Genomic DNA, 16,395 nt, shown 5'->3' with positions numbered 1-16,395 from the left:
GCTTTGCATACTTCCTCTGACGCGACAACAGCGCGTCGAGGTATGCGATGACACTCGGACCTGACATCCCGAACCCCGCTGGGAGGATCGAACCCGCGTCGCAGAACGCGTCGCAGGTCCGTCAGGCCGCCGAGCTGCAGGAGCAGCGACGGAGGCGTATCCAGCCCGCCGACCAGCAGCGCGACGCGCGCCTCAGCACCGAGCAGCGCTCGTCCGACGGCCCGCTCTCGCTGGCGGGCCCCTCGTCCGCCGACGTGATCCGACGCGTCGCCGACTACGCGAGGAAGCTCCCGCCCCCCGAGGACCTGCTGTCCATCAACGCGGCGGCCAACACCTTCGCGCTCATTAACCTCGATGCGGCCAAGGCCATCGCCCGCGAGGTGCGAGCCAGCCTGGAGTCACGCGCCGGCCGCGGCGCAGGCAGTGTCCAGCAGTCGTTGCTCAACGACGACGGGAACCGCGGCGAGATCGCCGACGTGCTCTTCGGCTGACGCTCACGCGCGAGGGGTGAGGCGCACCGCGCCCTTGCCCTTCACGACCTTCCCGATCACCGTCGCGCGCTCGCCCAGTTTCGTGAGCTTCTCGACCACGCCCTCGGCGAAGGTGGGGCGCACGATCAGGCAGTATCCAATCCCCATGTTGAAGACGCGGCGCATCTCCTCGTCCGCGATCTTCCCGTGGCGCTGCAGGAACTCGAACACGGGCGGCACGTCCCACGCCGACTCGTCGAGCACCGCGTCGACCTTCTCGTGCAGCGCGCGCTCGAGGTTCATCGCTAGCCCGCTGCCGGTGATGTGCGCCATGCCGCTGACGACCTTCTTCACCTTGTACTGGCGCAGCAGCTGCACGATGTTGCCGGCGTAGATGCGCGTGGGCGTCAGCAGCACTTCGCCCAGCGTGCGCGAGCCGTCGAGGTCGGGGTAGACCTTCGCGAGATCGAGCCCGGCGTGCTTCACGACCGAGCGCACGAGCGAGTACCCGTTGCTGTGCACGCCGTCGGACGCGAGGCCGATCACGATGTCGCCCGGCTCGACCCGCTCGCTGTCGGTGGCGCGCTTCAGCTCGACCACGCCCACCGCGAAGCCGGCCAGATCGATCTCGCCCGGCGCGTAGACGTCGGGCATCTCGGCGGTCTCTCCCCCCAGCAGCGCCGCGCCGCACTGGCGACACCCGTCGGCGATGCCCTTCACGATGTCCGCCAGCTGCTCGGGCACGACCTTCCCGGTCGCGATGTAGTCCAGGAACAGCAGGGGCTCGGCGCCTTGCACCACCAGGTCGTTGACGTTCATCGCGACCAGGTCGATGCCGATCGTGTCGAACTTCTTGAGCTCGGTCGCGAGCTTGATCTTGGTGCCCACGCCGTCGGTGCACGCGACGAGCACCGGGTCCTTGTAGTTGCGTTTGAAGAGCTTCTCGTTGTAATCGAGTCGCAGCAGGCCGGCGAATCCGCCGGGGTTCTGGAGCACGCGCGGGCCGTGCGTGCGGCGCATCTCCCCCTGGATCATCTCGGCGAAGCGGTCGCCCTCCTCGATGTCCACGCCCGCCTGCGCGTAGGTCAGGCCCTTGGCGACCGGCGCGTCGTCGCGCTTCGCAGAGGCCCCGCCCGACTTCTTCGACTTGCCCGATTTCTCGCCCTTCGCCATAGGTGGTGAGGATAGTCGCCGCTGGCCGGCCGGGACGCCGGCGCGAGAGCACGGGGGCACGGGGGCACGGGGGCACGGGGGCACGGGGGCACGGAGGCCCCGGCCCGCCTACATTGTGGCCGCCATGCACTTCGACATGATCGATCACGTCGCCGAGCAGACCGAGGGGCGCATCGTCGTCCACAAGACGGTCTCCAACGCCGAGGAATACCTCCTCGACCACTTCCCGGGGTTCCCCGTGCTCCCCGGCGTGCTCATGCTCGAGACGATGGTGCAAGCCGCTAGACGCCTGCTGGCGGCCAAGGACCCGGCGCTATCGCGCCACGTGCTGGGCCTGGCGCGGAACGTGAAATACGGGGCGCTCGTCCGCCCGGGGGAAACACTGCGCGTGGAAGTCGTCATCGCGGATTTCACGCCAGGGGAGGACGGCTCGATCGACTGCCGAGCGACGGCCACCGTGCTCCGACCCGGCGGCGCGCCCGAGGAACCGGCGCGCGGCCAAGTGTCCGGGCGCTTCTCGATGCGCCCCGTCAGTCCCTGAAGCCCGCTTGTGGGGGAGCCCGCTGTCTGGAACACACGCGAGGGCCCCCCTACCCTTCCCCCTCATACACCCAAAGGGCGACCACCCATGCCGACCATGACCCGCGAAGAAGTCTATTCCAAGGTTCAGGAAGTGCTCATCGACGCGCTCGGCGTCGACGACGACGAGGTCACCCCCGAAGCGACGCTCAACGGCGACCTGGGCGCCGAGTCCATCGACTTTCTGGACATCGTCTTCAAGCTCGAGCAGGCCTTCGGCTTCAAGATCGCGCAGGGCGAGCTCTTCCCCGAGAACGTCGCCCAGGACCCGCGCTACGTGAAGGACGGCAAGGTCACCCCCGAGGGCATCGCGGCTCTCAAGGAAAAGCTCCCCCACGCCGACTTCTCCCGGTTCGAAGCCAACCCCGAGCTCACCAAGGTTGGCGAGGTCTTCACGGTCGACGCGCTCGTGAAGTTCGTCGAGCGCAAGCTCGCGGCCCAGGGCTGAGCCACCGATGCGATGGATCTGGATCGATCGCGTGCTCGAACTCCGCTCGCGCGAGCGTCTGGTCGCCATCAAGAACATCACCGCTGGCGAAGAGCCACTGCAGAACCACTTCCCGGCCGACCCTGAGCGCGGCCTTCGCGCCCAGCCCGTGTTCCCTGCGTGCTTCGTCGTCGAGGGCATGGCGCAGACCGCCGGGATCCTCGTGTGCGAGGCGAGCGGCTACAAAGAAAAAGTCGTCCTCGCGAAGATCGGCAAGGCCGAGATCACGCGCGACGCTTCCCCCGGCGCCACGATCCGATACACCGCCGCGATCGAGCGCTACGACGCCGCCGGCGCATCGACGAAGGGCGTCGTCGAACTTTCAGACCCGCAGCGAAACGGCGGCGCGTTCGAGGAGATCGGGCGCATCGACCTGCTGTTCTCGCATCTCGATCAGAACATGGCGGGCGCCGAGTTCCCCGAGCACAACTTCGTGTTCAGCGAGGGCTTCAAGGCGCTGCTGCGAGGCAGCGGGTTCTACGACGGGGACTGACCCGCGCCGTGTTCACCACCACCAGTTCATGTCGTTCTTGATGTCCTGCTTGGTCACCGCGGCGCGGTATTCCTTCGCGGGGATCTTCTCGACATCCGGCGACATCAGCAGGCGGCCCTGCCAGTCGCGCGGGTCGACCAGGTGCACGCTGTTGCTCACCGGGCGGAAGTCGCTCAGCATGTTGTTCGTGTAGTAGGTCTTCCCGCTCTCGCGGTCGGTGACGCGGTAGTAGGTGACGCAGCCCGAAAGGGCGCCGCCGGTCGCGATCGCGAGCGTGAGCATCATCAAGGGTCGGCGGGCGTCGCGCAGGGTTCGCATCTCGTCGGCTCCAGCGGGGCAAAGGGGGCGTTTCACAGACCACCATCGGCGAAACGCCGCGTCGCGTTCGACGCACAGCTAGGGTCTGGGTTCTCGGACGACCGATTATCCCGGTCGCGCAAGTCGCTCGCGCACGATCCGGTCGAATCCCTCGGTGGGTGGCTCGGCCCCGGTCCAGAGCGAGAATTGCGCCCCCGCCTGCCGGACGAACATCGAGACGCCGTCGACCACCCTCAGGCCCTTCGCACGGGCCGTCGCGAGCAGGGGCGTCTCGATCGGGCGGTAGACGGTGTCCATCACGACCAGGGACGCGTTCGCCTCCGCGAGCGCGTCGAGGGCCACGTCGGGGAGAGCGCTTCGCCCGGCGTTCTCGCCGCTCTCCATCCCCACCGGGGTGCAGTTCACCAACGCGTCGCAGGGGGACCGGTCCGGCGACGCCGCCACGCCCGCCCCGTCGCCCAGGGCGCCCGCCAGCTCCTCTGCTTGCGCGGGCCTGCGCGCGTGGATCTCGACGGACGCACCCTCTTCGAGGAGCGCCGCACCGATCGTCCTCGCCACGCCACCCGCGCCGAGCAGGAGCACGCGTCTGCCCGTCAGGTCGCCCAGCGCGTCGCGAAGGCACGCCGCGACCGCAGGCCCGTCGGTGTCGTGGACGCCCACCTCGCCCGACTTGTCGACAACGAGCGTGTTCGCAGCGCCCACCCGGGCGGCCCGCTCGCATATCGCCCAGCCACGCTCCTGCGCGAGCCGGACGAGGTGTTGCTTGTGCGGCGCGGTCACGCTCAGCCCTCCGAGATCGAGCCACGGGTGATCGTGCAGCGCCGAGACCGTCGCCTTGAAGTGCTCCCACTCCGGGGGGATCGGCAGAGGCAGGTACACGCCGTCGAACGACGGCGAGAGGCCGGCGAACCCGGCGTTGTGGACCAGCGGCGACATCGACTGCGCGACCGGCCAGCCCACGACGCCATACACGCGCGTGCGCTTCGTGATCGACCGGAAGCGGTACCGGCTCAGCGTCTCGTCCACGAGGGGCTGACCGGGCGCTGTGATCTCCTCGCCGCGCAGCGCCGCGAAGGTCAGAAACCCGCCGAACTTGGGCGCGAGCACGCGCGACATCAGCCCAAACTCCCCCATCGCCAGCGCGATCGTCGGGCGCTCGCGATCCGTCAGAAGATCGAACAGCTCGAGGTTGTCGCGCAGCGAGCGCGCCCGGAACGCGATCTTGTGCACCCCTGCGAGCGGCTCGTCGCGCATCGCGCCGACGCGCCGGAGCAGGTCCGCCGGACGCCCGGTGAAATCGTGCGTCGAGAGGATCAGCGTGGATCGCGTTTCGCCCGAGACCGTGTTGGCCCGCCCGAGGGCCGCGCCCACGCGCTCGCGCAGACCCGCGTCCGCCGCCCACGACGCGGCCTCGATATCGATCCATCTTGGCGGGCGCTCGCAGCCCAGCAGCGCCTCGAAGAGTTCGGCGCGCGCGTCCTCGCTCCCCGTGTACCCGCCGCCCTCGGCGCCTACGCGACAGGTCGCCACGCACGGGAGGGGGCACTCACGCACGAGGCGCACGGCGTGCTCGATCCCGTCGGCGTCGATGTCTGCCTCGAACACGCCGTCGAAACGGAACTCGACGGCATCCGCCCCGGCGCGCCGGGCCTCTTCGACCGCGTCGTGGGCGCGATGGAACTCCTCGACCGTGATGGGCACGCACAGCAGCGTCACGGGCAGAGCGTACCCACCCGGACGATCAGCGGCACGACGACCCGAAGACGCTCAGCACCAGGTTCAGATCGGCGAAGTTCACCACCCCGTCGCCGGTCACATCGCCGGGGACGCCGGGGCCGCTCGCGCCGAAGTCGCTGAGCACGGCGTTGAGATCGGCGAAGTTGACGACGCCGTCGCCCGTCGCGTCGCCCGGGCACGGCGCGGGACCGCTCGACGCGACGAAGCACAGCGCGTTGGCCATGAGGATGTCGCCGTCGGTGTCGGCGTCCCAGTAGGCGGTGGGAACGACATCGCTCGAGACCGGGTGGAAGCCGAGCTCGACGACGCGCGGGTTTGGCGAGAGCGCCACGAGCGTGTGCCCGGTGTTCCATCTCGCGATGATCGTCGAGCCGGGCGTCACATTGAGGTTGGTCGGGCGATACCCGCCGAAGATCATGCCCTGCGCGTTGACGCCCCAGCGGGTCACGAAGGTCGTCACGCCCTCCATGATCGGGTGATCGGGGTCGAGCACCTGCCCGAGTTGTCCCGCCCCCTGGACGAAGTTCCCGCCCTGGGGGATCGCGATGTAGTCGCCCTGCTGCCAGCGCCCCTGCAGGAACCGCGCCGTGTTCGTGCTCGTGTTCGCGAAGACAGCGACCACGACGCCGCCGCCGGCGTCGACATAGTCGGCGAGCACATCGCCCATCGCGACCGCGTCCTCGAACGAATCGTTGCTCCAGACGATCACCGCGTCCCACTGCTGGAGCGTCGCGAGCGAGGGCGTTCCGCCCGCGGGATTGAACCGCGTCGCGTTGTAGATCGACACGCTGTTGAACTTCCCGGTCGCGAGGAGCTTGTCGCGTACATCCGTGTAACGCGTGTTGGTGTCGGCCATCGTCGTGTTGGACGCGGCGGCGACGATCGCGACATCGGGGAGCGCGCCGGCAATGGCGGGCGTCAGAACACAGAGCGTGCAGGCAGTGGCGGTTGCGATGCGGAACATGGGTCCCTCCTTCCGGTTCGGGTCCGCACACTGTACCGAATCGCGCGCTCGATCGGAACGCTGAAAAAAGCCCGAGGACAAAAAAACCGGGGCCGAGCGGATCACCCGGCCCCGGCTGTGTGCGTGATGAAGCCGGATCAGATCAGTGCGGCGTGAGGCGCGCAGCGCCGGCTTGGTTCACCGTCTCGGGCACGACGGAGAAGGGGATCAGCGATGTGCCGTTGTCGCACGCGGTCGAGCCGGGACCGCCGTTCGTGCAACTCGTGGGGTAGTCCGCGCCGCCTAGCGTGGTCGTGTTGTCCTGGATGCACTTCGCGCGCCACTGGCCGTGCTGGTTCTGGCCGCAGCACGCGTAGAAGCCGTCTTTACAGGTGACGCCCCCGTTGGTGGAGACCTGCCCGAAGAGCAAGTCGTTCATGCCCTGCGAACCGACGAGCGCGAGCGATCGCGCCGGGAGCACCGTGGGGTAACCCTCGCCGTCGTGCAGGATGGCGCCCTCGGGGAACCACCAGAGTCCGTCGGAGAGCGTGCCTTCGAGGGATCGCCCGGTGTTCGCGCCCACGCCAACCCCGACACCCGCGACCTTGACACCGTGCGCGGAAGGGACAAGCACGAACTCCTCGCCGCCCATGTGCGCGGTGAGCTGCGACGCCTCACGCAGCGACAACCTCGATCCCTCGCGCAGCAGGACATCGGCGCTCCGCGCCTCATGCACGCGCGCGCCTTCCTGATGCAGCGAGTGCGAGCCGCCAGCGCACGCGAACGCGGTGGCGAGCGCACACGATGCGATTATGGAAACGATTCGACTTGGTGTGAGCATTGCTGCTCCTTCCCGCCGCCAACGGCAGCGAAAGTGCATGCACCCCCACCCCCCCAAGAAATACCGCTCGCCGGAACGCCCGGTGGCAGAACGGGGTGGATGGGCACGCGCCCTGAATATCGAAACTATCGTCCGGCTCCCGAGCTGTCAACACTTTTTCACCCACTTGTGGGGCTCTGTCATATTCCCGTTCTCCCGAAGCACTTCGGGATGAAAAATGCGGCGATCGCTCGCCGCGGCTGGGTGTAGTACTCAACGGAGATGGCTGATCGACTCTGTTCAGCGCCGTCTGCGCAGCATCGCCACACCGCCCAGCCCGAGGATCGCCGCGGCACCGGGGGTCGGGATGAACGCGCCGGCGGAGAAGATGCCTCCGGTGCCGAACGGGCTGGAGATCGACGCTTCGAACATGTTCGTCGTGAGGTTGTACACGAGGATGTCCTGCGAGCCGACATCGTTGACCCAGTACGCGCGACCGTTGCCGATCGCGAGCCCGTCGATATCGGTGTCGCCCGCGGGATAGGGCGCGAGCAGCGAGTAGGAGTTGCTGCCAGTATCGATGCTGTACAGCCCGCGCCCCTGGAGGCCCGTGCCGTCGTTGAGCCCGTAGAGGCGCGCGCCGTCGGAATCGAGCCCGCCGAAGTCCGTGGCCGCAGGCGTCGCGGCGAGAAGCGTCGTGACGCCGGTGAGCGGATCGATCTCATAGATGCCCGGGAGCGTGATGCTGCGATACCCGACGAGGCGGTTGTTCCACCACGCCATGCCGGTGACATTCATGCTCGCGCCGTTGAACGTCAACTGCACGCCTGCCGAGGGCGTGAGGCCGGACTGGCTGAACGACGCTTCGCGAAGGACGCCGCCGTTGTTCCAGTACAGCGTGTTCGTGCTTCCGGCGTAGGCCATACCCCACGCCTGCGCCGCCGCGCCCGAGAGGATCGAGGTCGCGGTTCCGGTTCCGAGGTCGATGTAATACATCGCGTTCGTGGCCGCCGACTGGTCGTTGCCGACGACGAGCTGCGCGTGCGCGGCGCAGCCCATTCCCGCCGCGATCGTCGCGGCGCACAAAGCCGTGCTTCTCATGACAGTGCTCCTTCCCTTCCAGGGTTCGATGCGCGAGCGACGCATCCATTCCCCAGCGTCGCCCGAGGCCCCAGTATGAGGGAAGCGGCACTCGAGTGCAACCCAAAACAGGCGCCCATCGCGACACAAAGCTCCAACGCATTGCATCAGAGGGACTTAGATCTCGACAATCCGTCGCTCGATCTCGCGCCGGCGCAGCCCCTCCACGAGCGCGTCGAGCCCCCCGTCCAGCACCTCGCCCAAATTGAACTGACGCTCCAGCCGGTGATCGACCACGATGCTCTCTTTGAACCGGTAGGTGCGGATCCGCTCCGACCGCTCAGCGCCGCCGATCTGCGAGGCGCGTGCGGCGTTGCGCGAGGCACGCGCCTTCTCAAGCTCGATCTCGTAGAGGCGCGCGCGCAGAAGGCGCCACGCCTTCTCGCGGTTCTGGCGCTGGCTCTTGCTCTCCTGCATGCGCACCTCGACGCCCGTCGGGGTATGCACGAGATGGACCGCGGTCGCGACCTTGTTGACATTCTGCCCGCCCGGGCCCTGCGCCGTGGTGACATGCTCCACCACATCCGCCGGGTCGATCTTCAGGTCGACCTCTTCGGGCTCGGGCAGTGCCGCGACCGTCGCGGTGCTGGTGTGGATGCGCCCCTGCGTTTCGGTCGCCGGGACGCGTTTGACGCAATGGGTACCGGCTTCGTGCGCGAGGGCCTCCCACACGCCCTCGCCGCGCACCGCGAGCACCGCGGACTTCACGCCGCCGGTCGGACCTTCTGAGAGGTCAATGGTCTCGACGCGCCATCCGCGCCGCTGCGCGAACTGCTCGTACATGCGCAGCAGGTCTCCGGCCCACAGGGCCGCCTCGTCGCCGCCGACGCCTGCGCGAAGCTCGAGCATCGCCGCGCCGACCTTCGCCTCGTCGGAGGACACCAGCGCCTCGATCGCGCGCGCCGACGCGTCGCGGATGCGGCGCTGCACGCCAGGCAATTCGGCCCTGGCCAGCTCGGCGAACTCACGCGACTCGGCGTCCGCCCCCGCCCCCCCCTGCTCGATCGCAGCGCGAAGGTCTTCCTCCTCACGCTCGGCCTCGAGCACCTCCCGGTAGGCCCAAACAGCCGGCGCGAGCGCCCCCTTCCGGATGCCAAGCTCGCGCGACCTGCGAAAGTCGCCGGACACCTCGGGGGCCGCGAGCGACTCCTCGATCCGCGAGGCCTCGTCCAGCATCCGGTCGAGCGCGGCCCGGACCCGGGGCGTCAGGTGTTCATGGTCGTGGGCTTGGTCGGTCACGGGCCTGAGCATATGAAGCCGCCGCGGCTCACACCGACGCGAGATCGGGCGCGAAGCCCCTCAAAGAACAACGCCCGGATGACCGGGCGTCGTGGGGTGTCCAGATTCGAGAGCGATGGCTTCGCTCAGGCCTTCTTCTTGCCGCCGGCGAAGTAGTTCCCGCCGAACTTGCGCTGGAACTTCTCGACGCGGCCCGCGGCGTCCACGAACGCCTGCTTGCCGGTGAAGAACGGGTGCGAACCCGACCAGACATCGACGTGGAGCTCCGGGACGGTCGCCCCGGTCGTCATGACGACCTCGCCGTTGTAGTAGACCTTGCAGTTCGGGTAGTACTTGGGGTGGATGCCGTCTTTCATGGCGTGGCTCGACTGGTCGGCGTGCGATCAAACAGGCCCGGGGCCCCGGGCAGGCCCCAACGATAGGCCACCCGCCCCGGACGGCAAGTCCCCGGCCGGTCCAGTGTCGGCCCGCGGGGAGCAGACACCCCGGGAAAGCACCGGGCGTCCGAAGTCCCGGGCCCCCGGCCGGTTGCAGCAAAAAAGATAAATATTGTGCCCGCCGCGATTTGCCTGTACTCTGGAGCGCTGCTCCAAGGCGACGACGCGACTCGCGCCGCTGGCCCCGTGAGATTCAGCATCTCGTAGGCCCACTCACAAAGACATCGCAGCAACAGTCATCAGATCGTGCGCCACCGTTGCGCAGAAGAGGAAGTCACCATGGCGCGGCAGGATTCACGCCCCGTCGGGCACCCGAGCACGCACGCCTCGACAAGGGGGAGCGCACGATCGCGCCTCCGCGACCTTGCGATGCGAGCGTCCGGCGCCCTGCTCTCCCTCGCAATGGGCGCGTCCTCGCTCGCGCAGCCCATCAACAGCGGGCCATGTACTGTCTACACGACGGCGCTCGACTTCCGCCAGGGCCAGCTCTTCAACCTTGAGATTGTGCAGGACCCCGCCACCGGCGACGCGTGTCTCCGGCTCAAGACCGAAGACATCAAGCCCTGGCCGTTTATCGGCGTCGCCATGACGGGGCGCGGCACGGTCATCCGCATCGCAACCGACAACATCCCCTCCCTGGGCATCAACGAGGGCGACGTCGTGGGTGAGTATCGCAGCGCGCCCGACGGACGCGCCAAGGAACCATCGCGCACCACGATCGACGCGTTCGGCAATATCTGGGTCGGCAACCGCGCAGAAACCAACGTCAAGGGCTCCGTCACGCGCATCGGGTTGGTCATGGGCGGCGTGCGCGGCGACAAGATCCCGGTCGCGGGCGGCGGCTTCTCCTTCGTCGCTAACCCCCTGGGCGACTACCTCCAGGGACCCTTCAACTACTGCACATGCGAGGATCGCGACGGTGACGGGCTTATCCGCACCTCACGCGGCTACCCCCACACCACCGGCGCGTTCAACGCCGACTACGTCAACACCATCCTGCCCTGGACCAATCTGCCCGGCGCCATCGACGACAACGGCGGCGTCGCCTCCGCGGACGACGAGTGCATCACCGCCTACACCCGCACCGACGGCACCGGCGTCCGGCATGTCTCCGTCGATGGCAACAACGACGTCTGGGTCGGCGGCACGGGCAACCGGCGCTTCGAGAAGCTCGACAACACCACCGCAACGCAGGTCCCCCTCAGCGCGTTCACCGCGACCAGTTTCGCGGGCGGCTACGGCGGGCTTGTCGACTCCTGCGGCATCCTCTGGTCGGCCACATGGGGGCCGCAGTTCAACCCCATCATGCTCCGCTACGACACCAACACCAACACGCAATCGTTCCCGCTCATCCACAACTACGGAGTCGCCTTCGATCCCGCGACCTGCAACATCTGGACATCCACACCCTTCCAGTCCAACGCGTTCCGCTTCCCCACTAGCGCCACGCCGGTCACGACCATCCCCCACAACAGCGCTTCGCTCAACCGCGGCATCGTCGTCACCAACGGCGAGGTCTGGATCGCCAACTCCGGCACGAACACGCTCAGCCGTTTCACGACCGCCGGCACGCCCGTCGGGTCCGGCACGGTCAATGTCAGCTATCCGGGCCCTCCCTTCGTCAACGCCACCACGCCCCACGGCGTCGCCGTCGACCACAACGGTAAGGTCTGGGCGATCAACAACTCCTCGAACAACGCGACGCGCATCGACCCCAACATCGGGCCGCAGGGAACCGCCGACCTCGCGGTCGACCTCGGCGCGGGCGGCTTCCCGTACAACTACAGCGACATGACCGGCGAGCAGCTCCTGAGCATCGCGCCGCAGGGCAGCTGGACATTCATCCACGACGGCGGCATGCTCGCCTGCGAGTGGGAGACCGTCGACTGGAACGCGATCCTCGTCGGCGGCGCGCAGGTCATGGTGCGCGTGCGCGCCAGCGATTCGCCCATCCCCTCCGGACCCTGGACGATGGTGCAGGCCAATGTCCCCTTCACAGGCGTGGTAGGCCAGTACCTCCAGGTGCAGGTCACGCTCAAGCAGGGCGTCTCCAGCAGCGCGGGCGACGACTGCTGCCGCCCCACCGGCGAGGCGCTTCTCTGCGACCTCACGATCTGCAAGAAGGCCAGCTGCACCGTCGACGTCGCCGAGATCGAATGCGCTCTCGACGGCAGCGGCAGCGTCAGCGCCACGCTCGTCATCAACAACAACTCGGGCGTCGACGCGCAGACCATCCTCATCACCCCCATGCCCCCCGGCAACCCCATCGGCGTGTCGCCCAACATCATCCAGCAGTTCATCGCCGACGGCAGCTCCGCCACTGTCAAGGTCAACTTCAGCGGGCTCACTTCGGGCGAAGAGTTCTGCTTCATCGTCACGCTCCTCGACGCCACCGGCAACAACTGCTGCTCCGTCGAGGTCTGCATCACGCCCGACTGCGACTGCTTCCAGATCCGCGCGGACAACGAGTACATCGTCTGCTCCCCCGACGGCGTGCCCGGCTCCTACCTCTACACCTTCCAGTTCGACAACCTCACCCCCGACACCCTGCACCACATCTTCTTCTACCCACCCGCCGGCGTGACCATCACGCCCAACTACATCGCGCTCGTCCCGCCAGTCGGGCCGAACCAGACCTCGCAGCCCATCATGGTCATGATCACCGGCGCGACGCCGGGCGAAGAGCTCTGCTTCGAGATGAGCATCCATGACATCAACCTCAATCAGTGCTGCACGCGAGAGATCTGCATCGACATCCCCATCTGCGACCACAAGCCCGACCCGCGCGGGGCGTGCTGCTACGAACGACCCGGCGTGCCGCAACCGCTCTGCACCGTCACCACGCAGGCGGACTGCACGGAAATCTTCAACGGGACCTACCTCGGCGACAACACCTCCTGCAATCCGAACCCCTGCATCGATGACCCACGCGACACCGAGGTCCATCTCACCAAGTTCGAGACCTGCTGCTGGCCGATCGATCAGTCCGTCACCATGACGCTGACCATCTGCAACAACTCCACCGTGCCCAAGAACTACGGATGGACCATCGGCAGCGTCACCGGACCCGGATGCCCCAACGCCGTGCTGCCGATGTTCATCACGCCCAACATGGGCTCCGTCACCGTCCCACCAGGCGGGTGCGTGAACATCCCCATCGTCGTCGACTGCGAGGGCACCCTCGGGCAGGGCTCGACGACCTGCCTCGAAGCGATCGTCACCGACCTGGGCACGAACCAGGCCTACACCGCGAGCGGGCAGATCAGGTCAACCATCATCAACCCCGGCTCGCCCCTGCCCCAGTGGTGCCTGCAAGTCGCTGACCCCACGGGGCCGATCCGCATCCCCTTCGGCGAAACCTTCAACGTCGGCTTCACCGTCGCCAATGTCGGCGAGGCCGACGGCGCGCTCTTCTACGAGGTCCAGGGCGGCGGCGTCCTGCGCATCAACGGCAACGACCCCGGCAACGGCTTCCTCAACTACGCGACCGTCGCGCCCGGCAACACCGCCACGCGCCGGTTCGATGTCGCCTTCGATGAGTACCGCCCCGGCCAGCTCTTCGATGTCGTGATCTTCGCCGATCTCGACAGCGACGGCACACGCGAGCCCGTCGCCTCCATCGCCTTCCAGACCTTCGACCCCACCGGCTGCGTCGGAGACGCCACCGGCGACGGCCTCGTCGACTTCGCGGACCTCAACCTGCTCCTCAGCTGCTTCGGCAACAAGGGCGAGAACATGCCCGCCGACCTCAACGCCGACGGCGTCGTGGACTTCGGAGACCTCAACATCATGCTGACCAACTTCGGCACGGCGTGTAACTGATCCGCCCGGACACATCCCAGACCCTTCAGGCCCGAGACCCAGTCTCGGGCCTTTTTCGTGCCTCGCAACGCTCCAAACGCCGAACCCCCATCCCCCCGCTCCCGTACACCGCGCAGGGGCCGCACGAGACCCCACCGGCCTAAGGAGTCCCCACATGCAGATCCAGTTCAACTACGCCAACGTCGACTCGTCCGTCCCGCTCGAGGCCCACGTCGAGAACACGCTCGACTCCGAGATCGGGCGGTTCGCCGACCGTGTGACCCGCGTCGAGGTGCACTTCTCCGATGTCAACGGCGTAAGCAAGTCCGGCCCGCCCGACAAGCGGTGCCTCCTCGAGGCACGCCCCAGCGGACGGGACCCCATCGCGATCGAGGCCATCGCCGAGACGTTCTACGCCGCCGCCAGCGACGCCGCCGGCAAGCTCGGGCGAGCCCTGGCGAGCCGGCTCGAACGCTGAGGGCCGGCTTCCGCCTCGAGGAAGCGCCGAATTCCCTTCCCTCCGCATCCGTTTTGTGTCATACTCGTGGCGAGACGCAGCCGTGCGCCCGTCGCCGCGACGCGAATCGGGCCGCACGATCGACCTGCGCCCGTACTCGGACACGCACCGGGGAGACGGAGCTCAGCGATGCCAACCGGACTTCCTCGGACTGCCTGGCGCGCGATCATCGCCGCGTCGTCCTACACCGCCGCCGCGGGCTCGCTCGCGGTCGCAGCCGCGCCGTACGACACCACGAACCCACGGTGCGCCGCCGGGTGCGACGACCCGCTCCTCGTGTCGGCGCGATTCCTGCCGACCTGCTTCCCGGCCGATCTCTCGCGTGAGGACCTCCGGCGCGCGATCGCGCAGTTCGACCTGCGAGCGCCCACACAGCTCGCGTTCGATCCGCACGACCGCTTCGTGACCGACACCGTTGTCTGGCAGGGCGCGGCAGGCCTTGGCCAGAACGGACAGGCCTCTCGCGCGAGTCTGACCTACAGCTTCCCCGACGACGGCGTGCAGTGGGGCCTCGCGGCGATCCACGCCCCTTCCGTCGGCCCCAACGACCTCAACCAGCGATTCATCAACACCTTCGGCGACATCGACCGCGGGCGCGAGTTCGTACGCCAGTCGCTCGCGTCGTGGGCACGCTCCGCCGGACTCGACTACCGCGAGGTTCGCGACGACAACTCACCAATGGACGCGAGCGAGATCCCCGACCCGGCCCGCGGCGACATCCGCATCGGCGGCGCGCCCGCCGCCGGCGCAGGGTTCCTCGGCTACAACGCCTTCCCCAGCGCGACGGGGACCGCGACCGTCGGCGGCGGCGACATGTTCATCGCGACTAACAACTTCAACATCCTCCAGTTCAACAACCCGGCCAACAACTTCCGTGCGTTCCGCAACACCGTTGTCCACGAGCACGGGCACGGCCTCGGCATGATCCACGTCGTCCCCTGCAACCAGACCAAGGTCATGGAGCCGCAGGTCCCCACCAACTTCGATGGAGTCAGCGTCGACGACATCCGCGGCGCCGGGCGCAGCTACGGCGACCGCTACGCGGGCAATCACACCCCGGCCGACGCGCACGACTTCGGCGATCTTTCCTCGCCGTCAACCCGCTCGATCATCGAGCGCGACCTGTCGCTCAACGGCGCCGCCGGCCCCAACGGCACGCACACCGACTGGTTCCGTTTGCGACTCTCGGCGCCCGGCTCGCAGAGCGTCTCCATCCTCGCCATCCCCACCGGGGGCGTGTACGACAACGCGCAGCAGACCACCGGCTGCAACGGCGCGATCACCACCATCGACGCGAACGCCGCTGGCGACATCCTGCTCGAGCTGCAGGACCTCAACTCGGGCCAGGCGTGGCTCTCGAACACTTCCGGGCCTGGGGTGCTCGAATCGATCGCCATCCCGGCGCTCGGCGTGGGCGACTACGCGATACGGGTCACGGACACAGGCCCCAACGCGCACCAGATCGTGCAGCTCTACACGCTGAGCATCAGCGTGGGCACGGCGCCGCACGCGCCGGTCGCGATCGCCGGGATCGACAAGCGCTGCCGCGCCGGCGCGCCGTGCTGGTTCATGGGACACATCAACTCCTACACGACCGCGCCGGGCGCAACGATCACCTCGTACGAATGGGACATCGACGGTGACGGGGTCTTCGACGCCAGCGGCGCAGGCGAGTTCTCCTTCGTGTACCCGTCCACCGGCGTGTTCCCCGTCACGCTGCGCGTGACCGACAGCTTCGGGACCATCGCGACCGACACGATCCTCGTCGAGACGCACACCGCCGCGACGCGCGTCCTCGCTGTCTCGCCCGCCAGCGCGTACCGGGGCGAGACCGTCACGGTCGTCGTCGACGGCGCGAACTTCCTGCTGCCGACCGGGTTGACGCTCTCTGGCGTCGGATGGACCGCGACATCGCTCACGCCCATCGACACGCTTGGGACCCAGGCGATCGCCACAATCACGATCGACCCCGGCGCGACGCCCGGCCTGCGCGACATCCGGGTCAGCAACTCCGACGGCGTCGACACCGGCGCCCAGCTCTTCGAGATCCTGCTCTGTGCGGGCGACACCAACGGCGATCGCCTCGTCAATTTCGCGGACCTCAACACCGTCCTGAGCGAGTTCGGGATGACCGGGATCGGCCTCGCGGGCGACCTCAACAGCGACGGCGTGGTGAACTTCGCCGACCTCAACATCGTGCTCTCGAACTTCGGCAACTCCTGCTGAAGCAGCCCCCAGCCC

The 16,395-nt window shown here is 68.0% G+C and carries 15 protein-coding genes; 7 read left to right on the top strand and 8 right to left on the bottom strand.

Annotation, left to right across the window (positions count from 1 at the left end; genetic code table 11):
* Positions 1–47 precede the first annotated feature (47 nt).
* Positions 48–491 carry a hypothetical protein gene (locus KF684_08245; GenBank protein MBX3352912.1) on the top strand — a complete coding sequence of 148 codons (444 nt, stop codon included), beginning with the start codon at positions 48–50 and terminating at the stop codon, positions 489–491.
* A 3-nt stretch (positions 492–494) separates the two neighbouring features.
* On the opposite strand, the gene purM is transcribed toward KF684_08245, so the two are convergent.
* Entirely contained in the window at positions 495–1,643 is a 1,149-nt protein-coding gene (gene purM / locus KF684_08240) for a phosphoribosylformylglycinamidine cyclo-ligase (protein ID MBX3352911.1), read from the bottom strand.
* Between the two features lie 124 nt (positions 1,644–1,767).
* On the opposite strand from purM, the gene KF684_08235 reads away from it, so the two are divergent.
* From KF684_08235 to KF684_08225, 3 genes are all read left to right on the top strand, one after another.
* Positions 1,768–2,184 carry a hypothetical protein gene (locus tag KF684_08235; GenBank protein ID MBX3352910.1) on the top strand — a complete coding sequence of 139 codons (417 nt, stop codon included), beginning with the start codon at positions 1,768–1,770 and terminating at the stop codon, positions 2,182–2,184.
* A gap of 96 nt (positions 2,185–2,280) precedes the next feature.
* Positions 2,281–2,670, top strand: coding sequence for an acyl carrier protein (locus KF684_08230; protein MBX3352909.1), 390 nt, complete (start codon positions 2,281–2,283; stop codon positions 2,668–2,670).
* Between the two features lie 7 nt (positions 2,671–2,677).
* Entirely contained in the window at positions 2,678–3,202 is a 525-nt protein-coding gene (locus KF684_08225) for a hypothetical protein (protein MBX3352908.1), read from the top strand.
* Positions 3,203–3,214: 12 nt separating this feature from the next.
* Here KF684_08225 and KF684_08220 read toward each other — a convergent pair whose 3' ends face one another.
* The 7 genes from KF684_08220 to rpmE form a co-directional block, all read right to left on the bottom strand.
* Complete coding sequence (locus KF684_08220; protein ID MBX3352907.1) at positions 3,215–3,520, bottom strand: hypothetical protein; 306 nt, start codon at positions 3,518–3,520, stop codon at positions 3,215–3,217.
* A gap of 105 nt (positions 3,521–3,625) precedes the next feature.
* Positions 3,626–5,236 carry a type I 3-dehydroquinate dehydratase gene (locus KF684_08215; GenBank protein ID MBX3352906.1) on the bottom strand — a complete coding sequence of 537 codons (1,611 nt, stop codon included), beginning with the start codon at positions 5,234–5,236 and terminating at the stop codon, positions 3,626–3,628.
* Between the two features lie 25 nt (positions 5,237–5,261).
* Entirely contained in the window at positions 5,262–6,221 is a 960-nt protein-coding gene (locus KF684_08210) for a hypothetical protein (protein MBX3352905.1), read from the bottom strand.
* A gap of 142 nt (positions 6,222–6,363) precedes the next feature.
* Positions 6,364–6,936 carry a hypothetical protein gene (locus KF684_08205; GenBank protein MBX3352904.1) on the bottom strand — a complete coding sequence of 191 codons (573 nt, stop codon included), beginning with the start codon at positions 6,934–6,936 and terminating at the stop codon, positions 6,364–6,366.
* Between the two features lie 384 nt (positions 6,937–7,320).
* Positions 7,321–8,121, bottom strand: a complete 801-nt coding sequence (locus KF684_08200) for a hypothetical protein (GenBank protein ID MBX3352903.1) — start codon at positions 8,119–8,121, stop codon at positions 7,321–7,323.
* A gap of 156 nt (positions 8,122–8,277) precedes the next feature.
* Complete coding sequence (locus KF684_08195) at positions 8,278–9,399, bottom strand: PCRF domain-containing protein (GenBank protein ID MBX3352902.1); 1,122 nt, start codon at positions 9,397–9,399, stop codon at positions 8,278–8,280.
* Between the two features lie 125 nt (positions 9,400–9,524).
* Positions 9,525–9,755 carry a 50S ribosomal protein L31 gene (rpmE, locus tag KF684_08190; protein ID MBX3352901.1) on the bottom strand — a complete coding sequence of 77 codons (231 nt, stop codon included), beginning with the start codon at positions 9,753–9,755 and terminating at the stop codon, positions 9,525–9,527.
* 360 nt (positions 9,756–10,115) lie between these two features.
* On the opposite strand from rpmE, the gene KF684_08185 reads away from it, so the two are divergent.
* The 3 genes from KF684_08185 (at position 10,116) to KF684_08175 (ending at position 16,380) form a co-directional block, all read left to right on the top strand.
* Positions 10,116–13,658 (top strand): hypothetical protein, encoded by a 3,543-nt coding sequence (locus tag KF684_08185; protein MBX3352900.1) that lies wholly within the window; start codon positions 10,116–10,118, stop codon positions 13,656–13,658.
* A gap of 154 nt (positions 13,659–13,812) precedes the next feature.
* Positions 13,813–14,115, top strand: coding sequence for an HPF/RaiA family ribosome-associated protein (locus tag KF684_08180; protein MBX3352899.1), 303 nt, complete (start codon positions 13,813–13,815; stop codon positions 14,113–14,115).
* Positions 14,116–14,283: 168 nt separating this feature from the next.
* Complete coding sequence (locus tag KF684_08175) at positions 14,284–16,380, top strand: hypothetical protein (GenBank protein ID MBX3352898.1); 2,097 nt, start codon at positions 14,284–14,286, stop codon at positions 16,378–16,380.
* The last annotated feature ends 15 nt before the right edge of the window (positions 16,381–16,395 follow it).

This window comes from Phycisphaeraceae bacterium (assembly GCA_019636675.1).
Taxonomy (GTDB): domain Bacteria; phylum Planctomycetota; class Phycisphaerae; order Phycisphaerales; family UBA1924; genus JAHBXC01.
This window is presented reverse-complemented; position numbering and strand designations above follow the sequence as displayed.

Bases quoted from the DNA above. Each gene is read 5' to 3' on its own strand.
- rpmE (MBX3352901.1), bottom strand. From the start codon at position 9,755: ATGAAAGACGGCATCCACCCCAAGTACTACCCGAACTGCAAGGTCTAC.
- KF684_08200 (MBX3352903.1), bottom strand. From the start codon at position 8,121: ATGAGAAGCACGGCTTTGTGCGCCGCGACGATCGCGGCGGGAATGGGC.
- KF684_08230 (MBX3352909.1), top strand. From the start codon at position 2,281: ATGACCCGCGAAGAAGTCTATTCCAAGGTTCAGGAAGTGCTCATCGAC.
- KF684_08185 (MBX3352900.1), top strand. From the start codon at position 10,116: ATGGCGCGGCAGGATTCACGCCCCGTCGGGCACCCGAGCACGCACGCC.
- KF684_08180 (MBX3352899.1), top strand. From the start codon at position 13,813: ATGCAGATCCAGTTCAACTACGCCAACGTCGACTCGTCCGTCCCGCTC.
- KF684_08235 (MBX3352910.1), top strand. From the start codon at position 1,768: ATGCACTTCGACATGATCGATCACGTCGCCGAGCAGACCGAGGGGCGC.
- KF684_08225 (MBX3352908.1), top strand. From the start codon at position 2,678: ATGCGATGGATCTGGATCGATCGCGTGCTCGAACTCCGCTCGCGCGAG.
- KF684_08210 (MBX3352905.1), bottom strand. From the start codon at position 6,221: ATGTTCCGCATCGCAACCGCCACTGCCTGCACGCTCTGTGTTCTGACG.
- KF684_08175 (MBX3352898.1), top strand. From the start codon at position 14,284: ATGCCAACCGGACTTCCTCGGACTGCCTGGCGCGCGATCATCGCCGCG.
- KF684_08220 (MBX3352907.1), bottom strand. From the start codon at position 3,520: ATGCGAACCCTGCGCGACGCCCGCCGACCCTTGATGATGCTCACGCTC.
- purM (MBX3352911.1), bottom strand. From the start codon at position 1,643: ATGGCGAAGGGCGAGAAATCGGGCAAGTCGAAGAAGTCGGGCGGGGCC.
- KF684_08245 (MBX3352912.1), top strand. From the start codon at position 48: ATGACACTCGGACCTGACATCCCGAACCCCGCTGGGAGGATCGAACCC.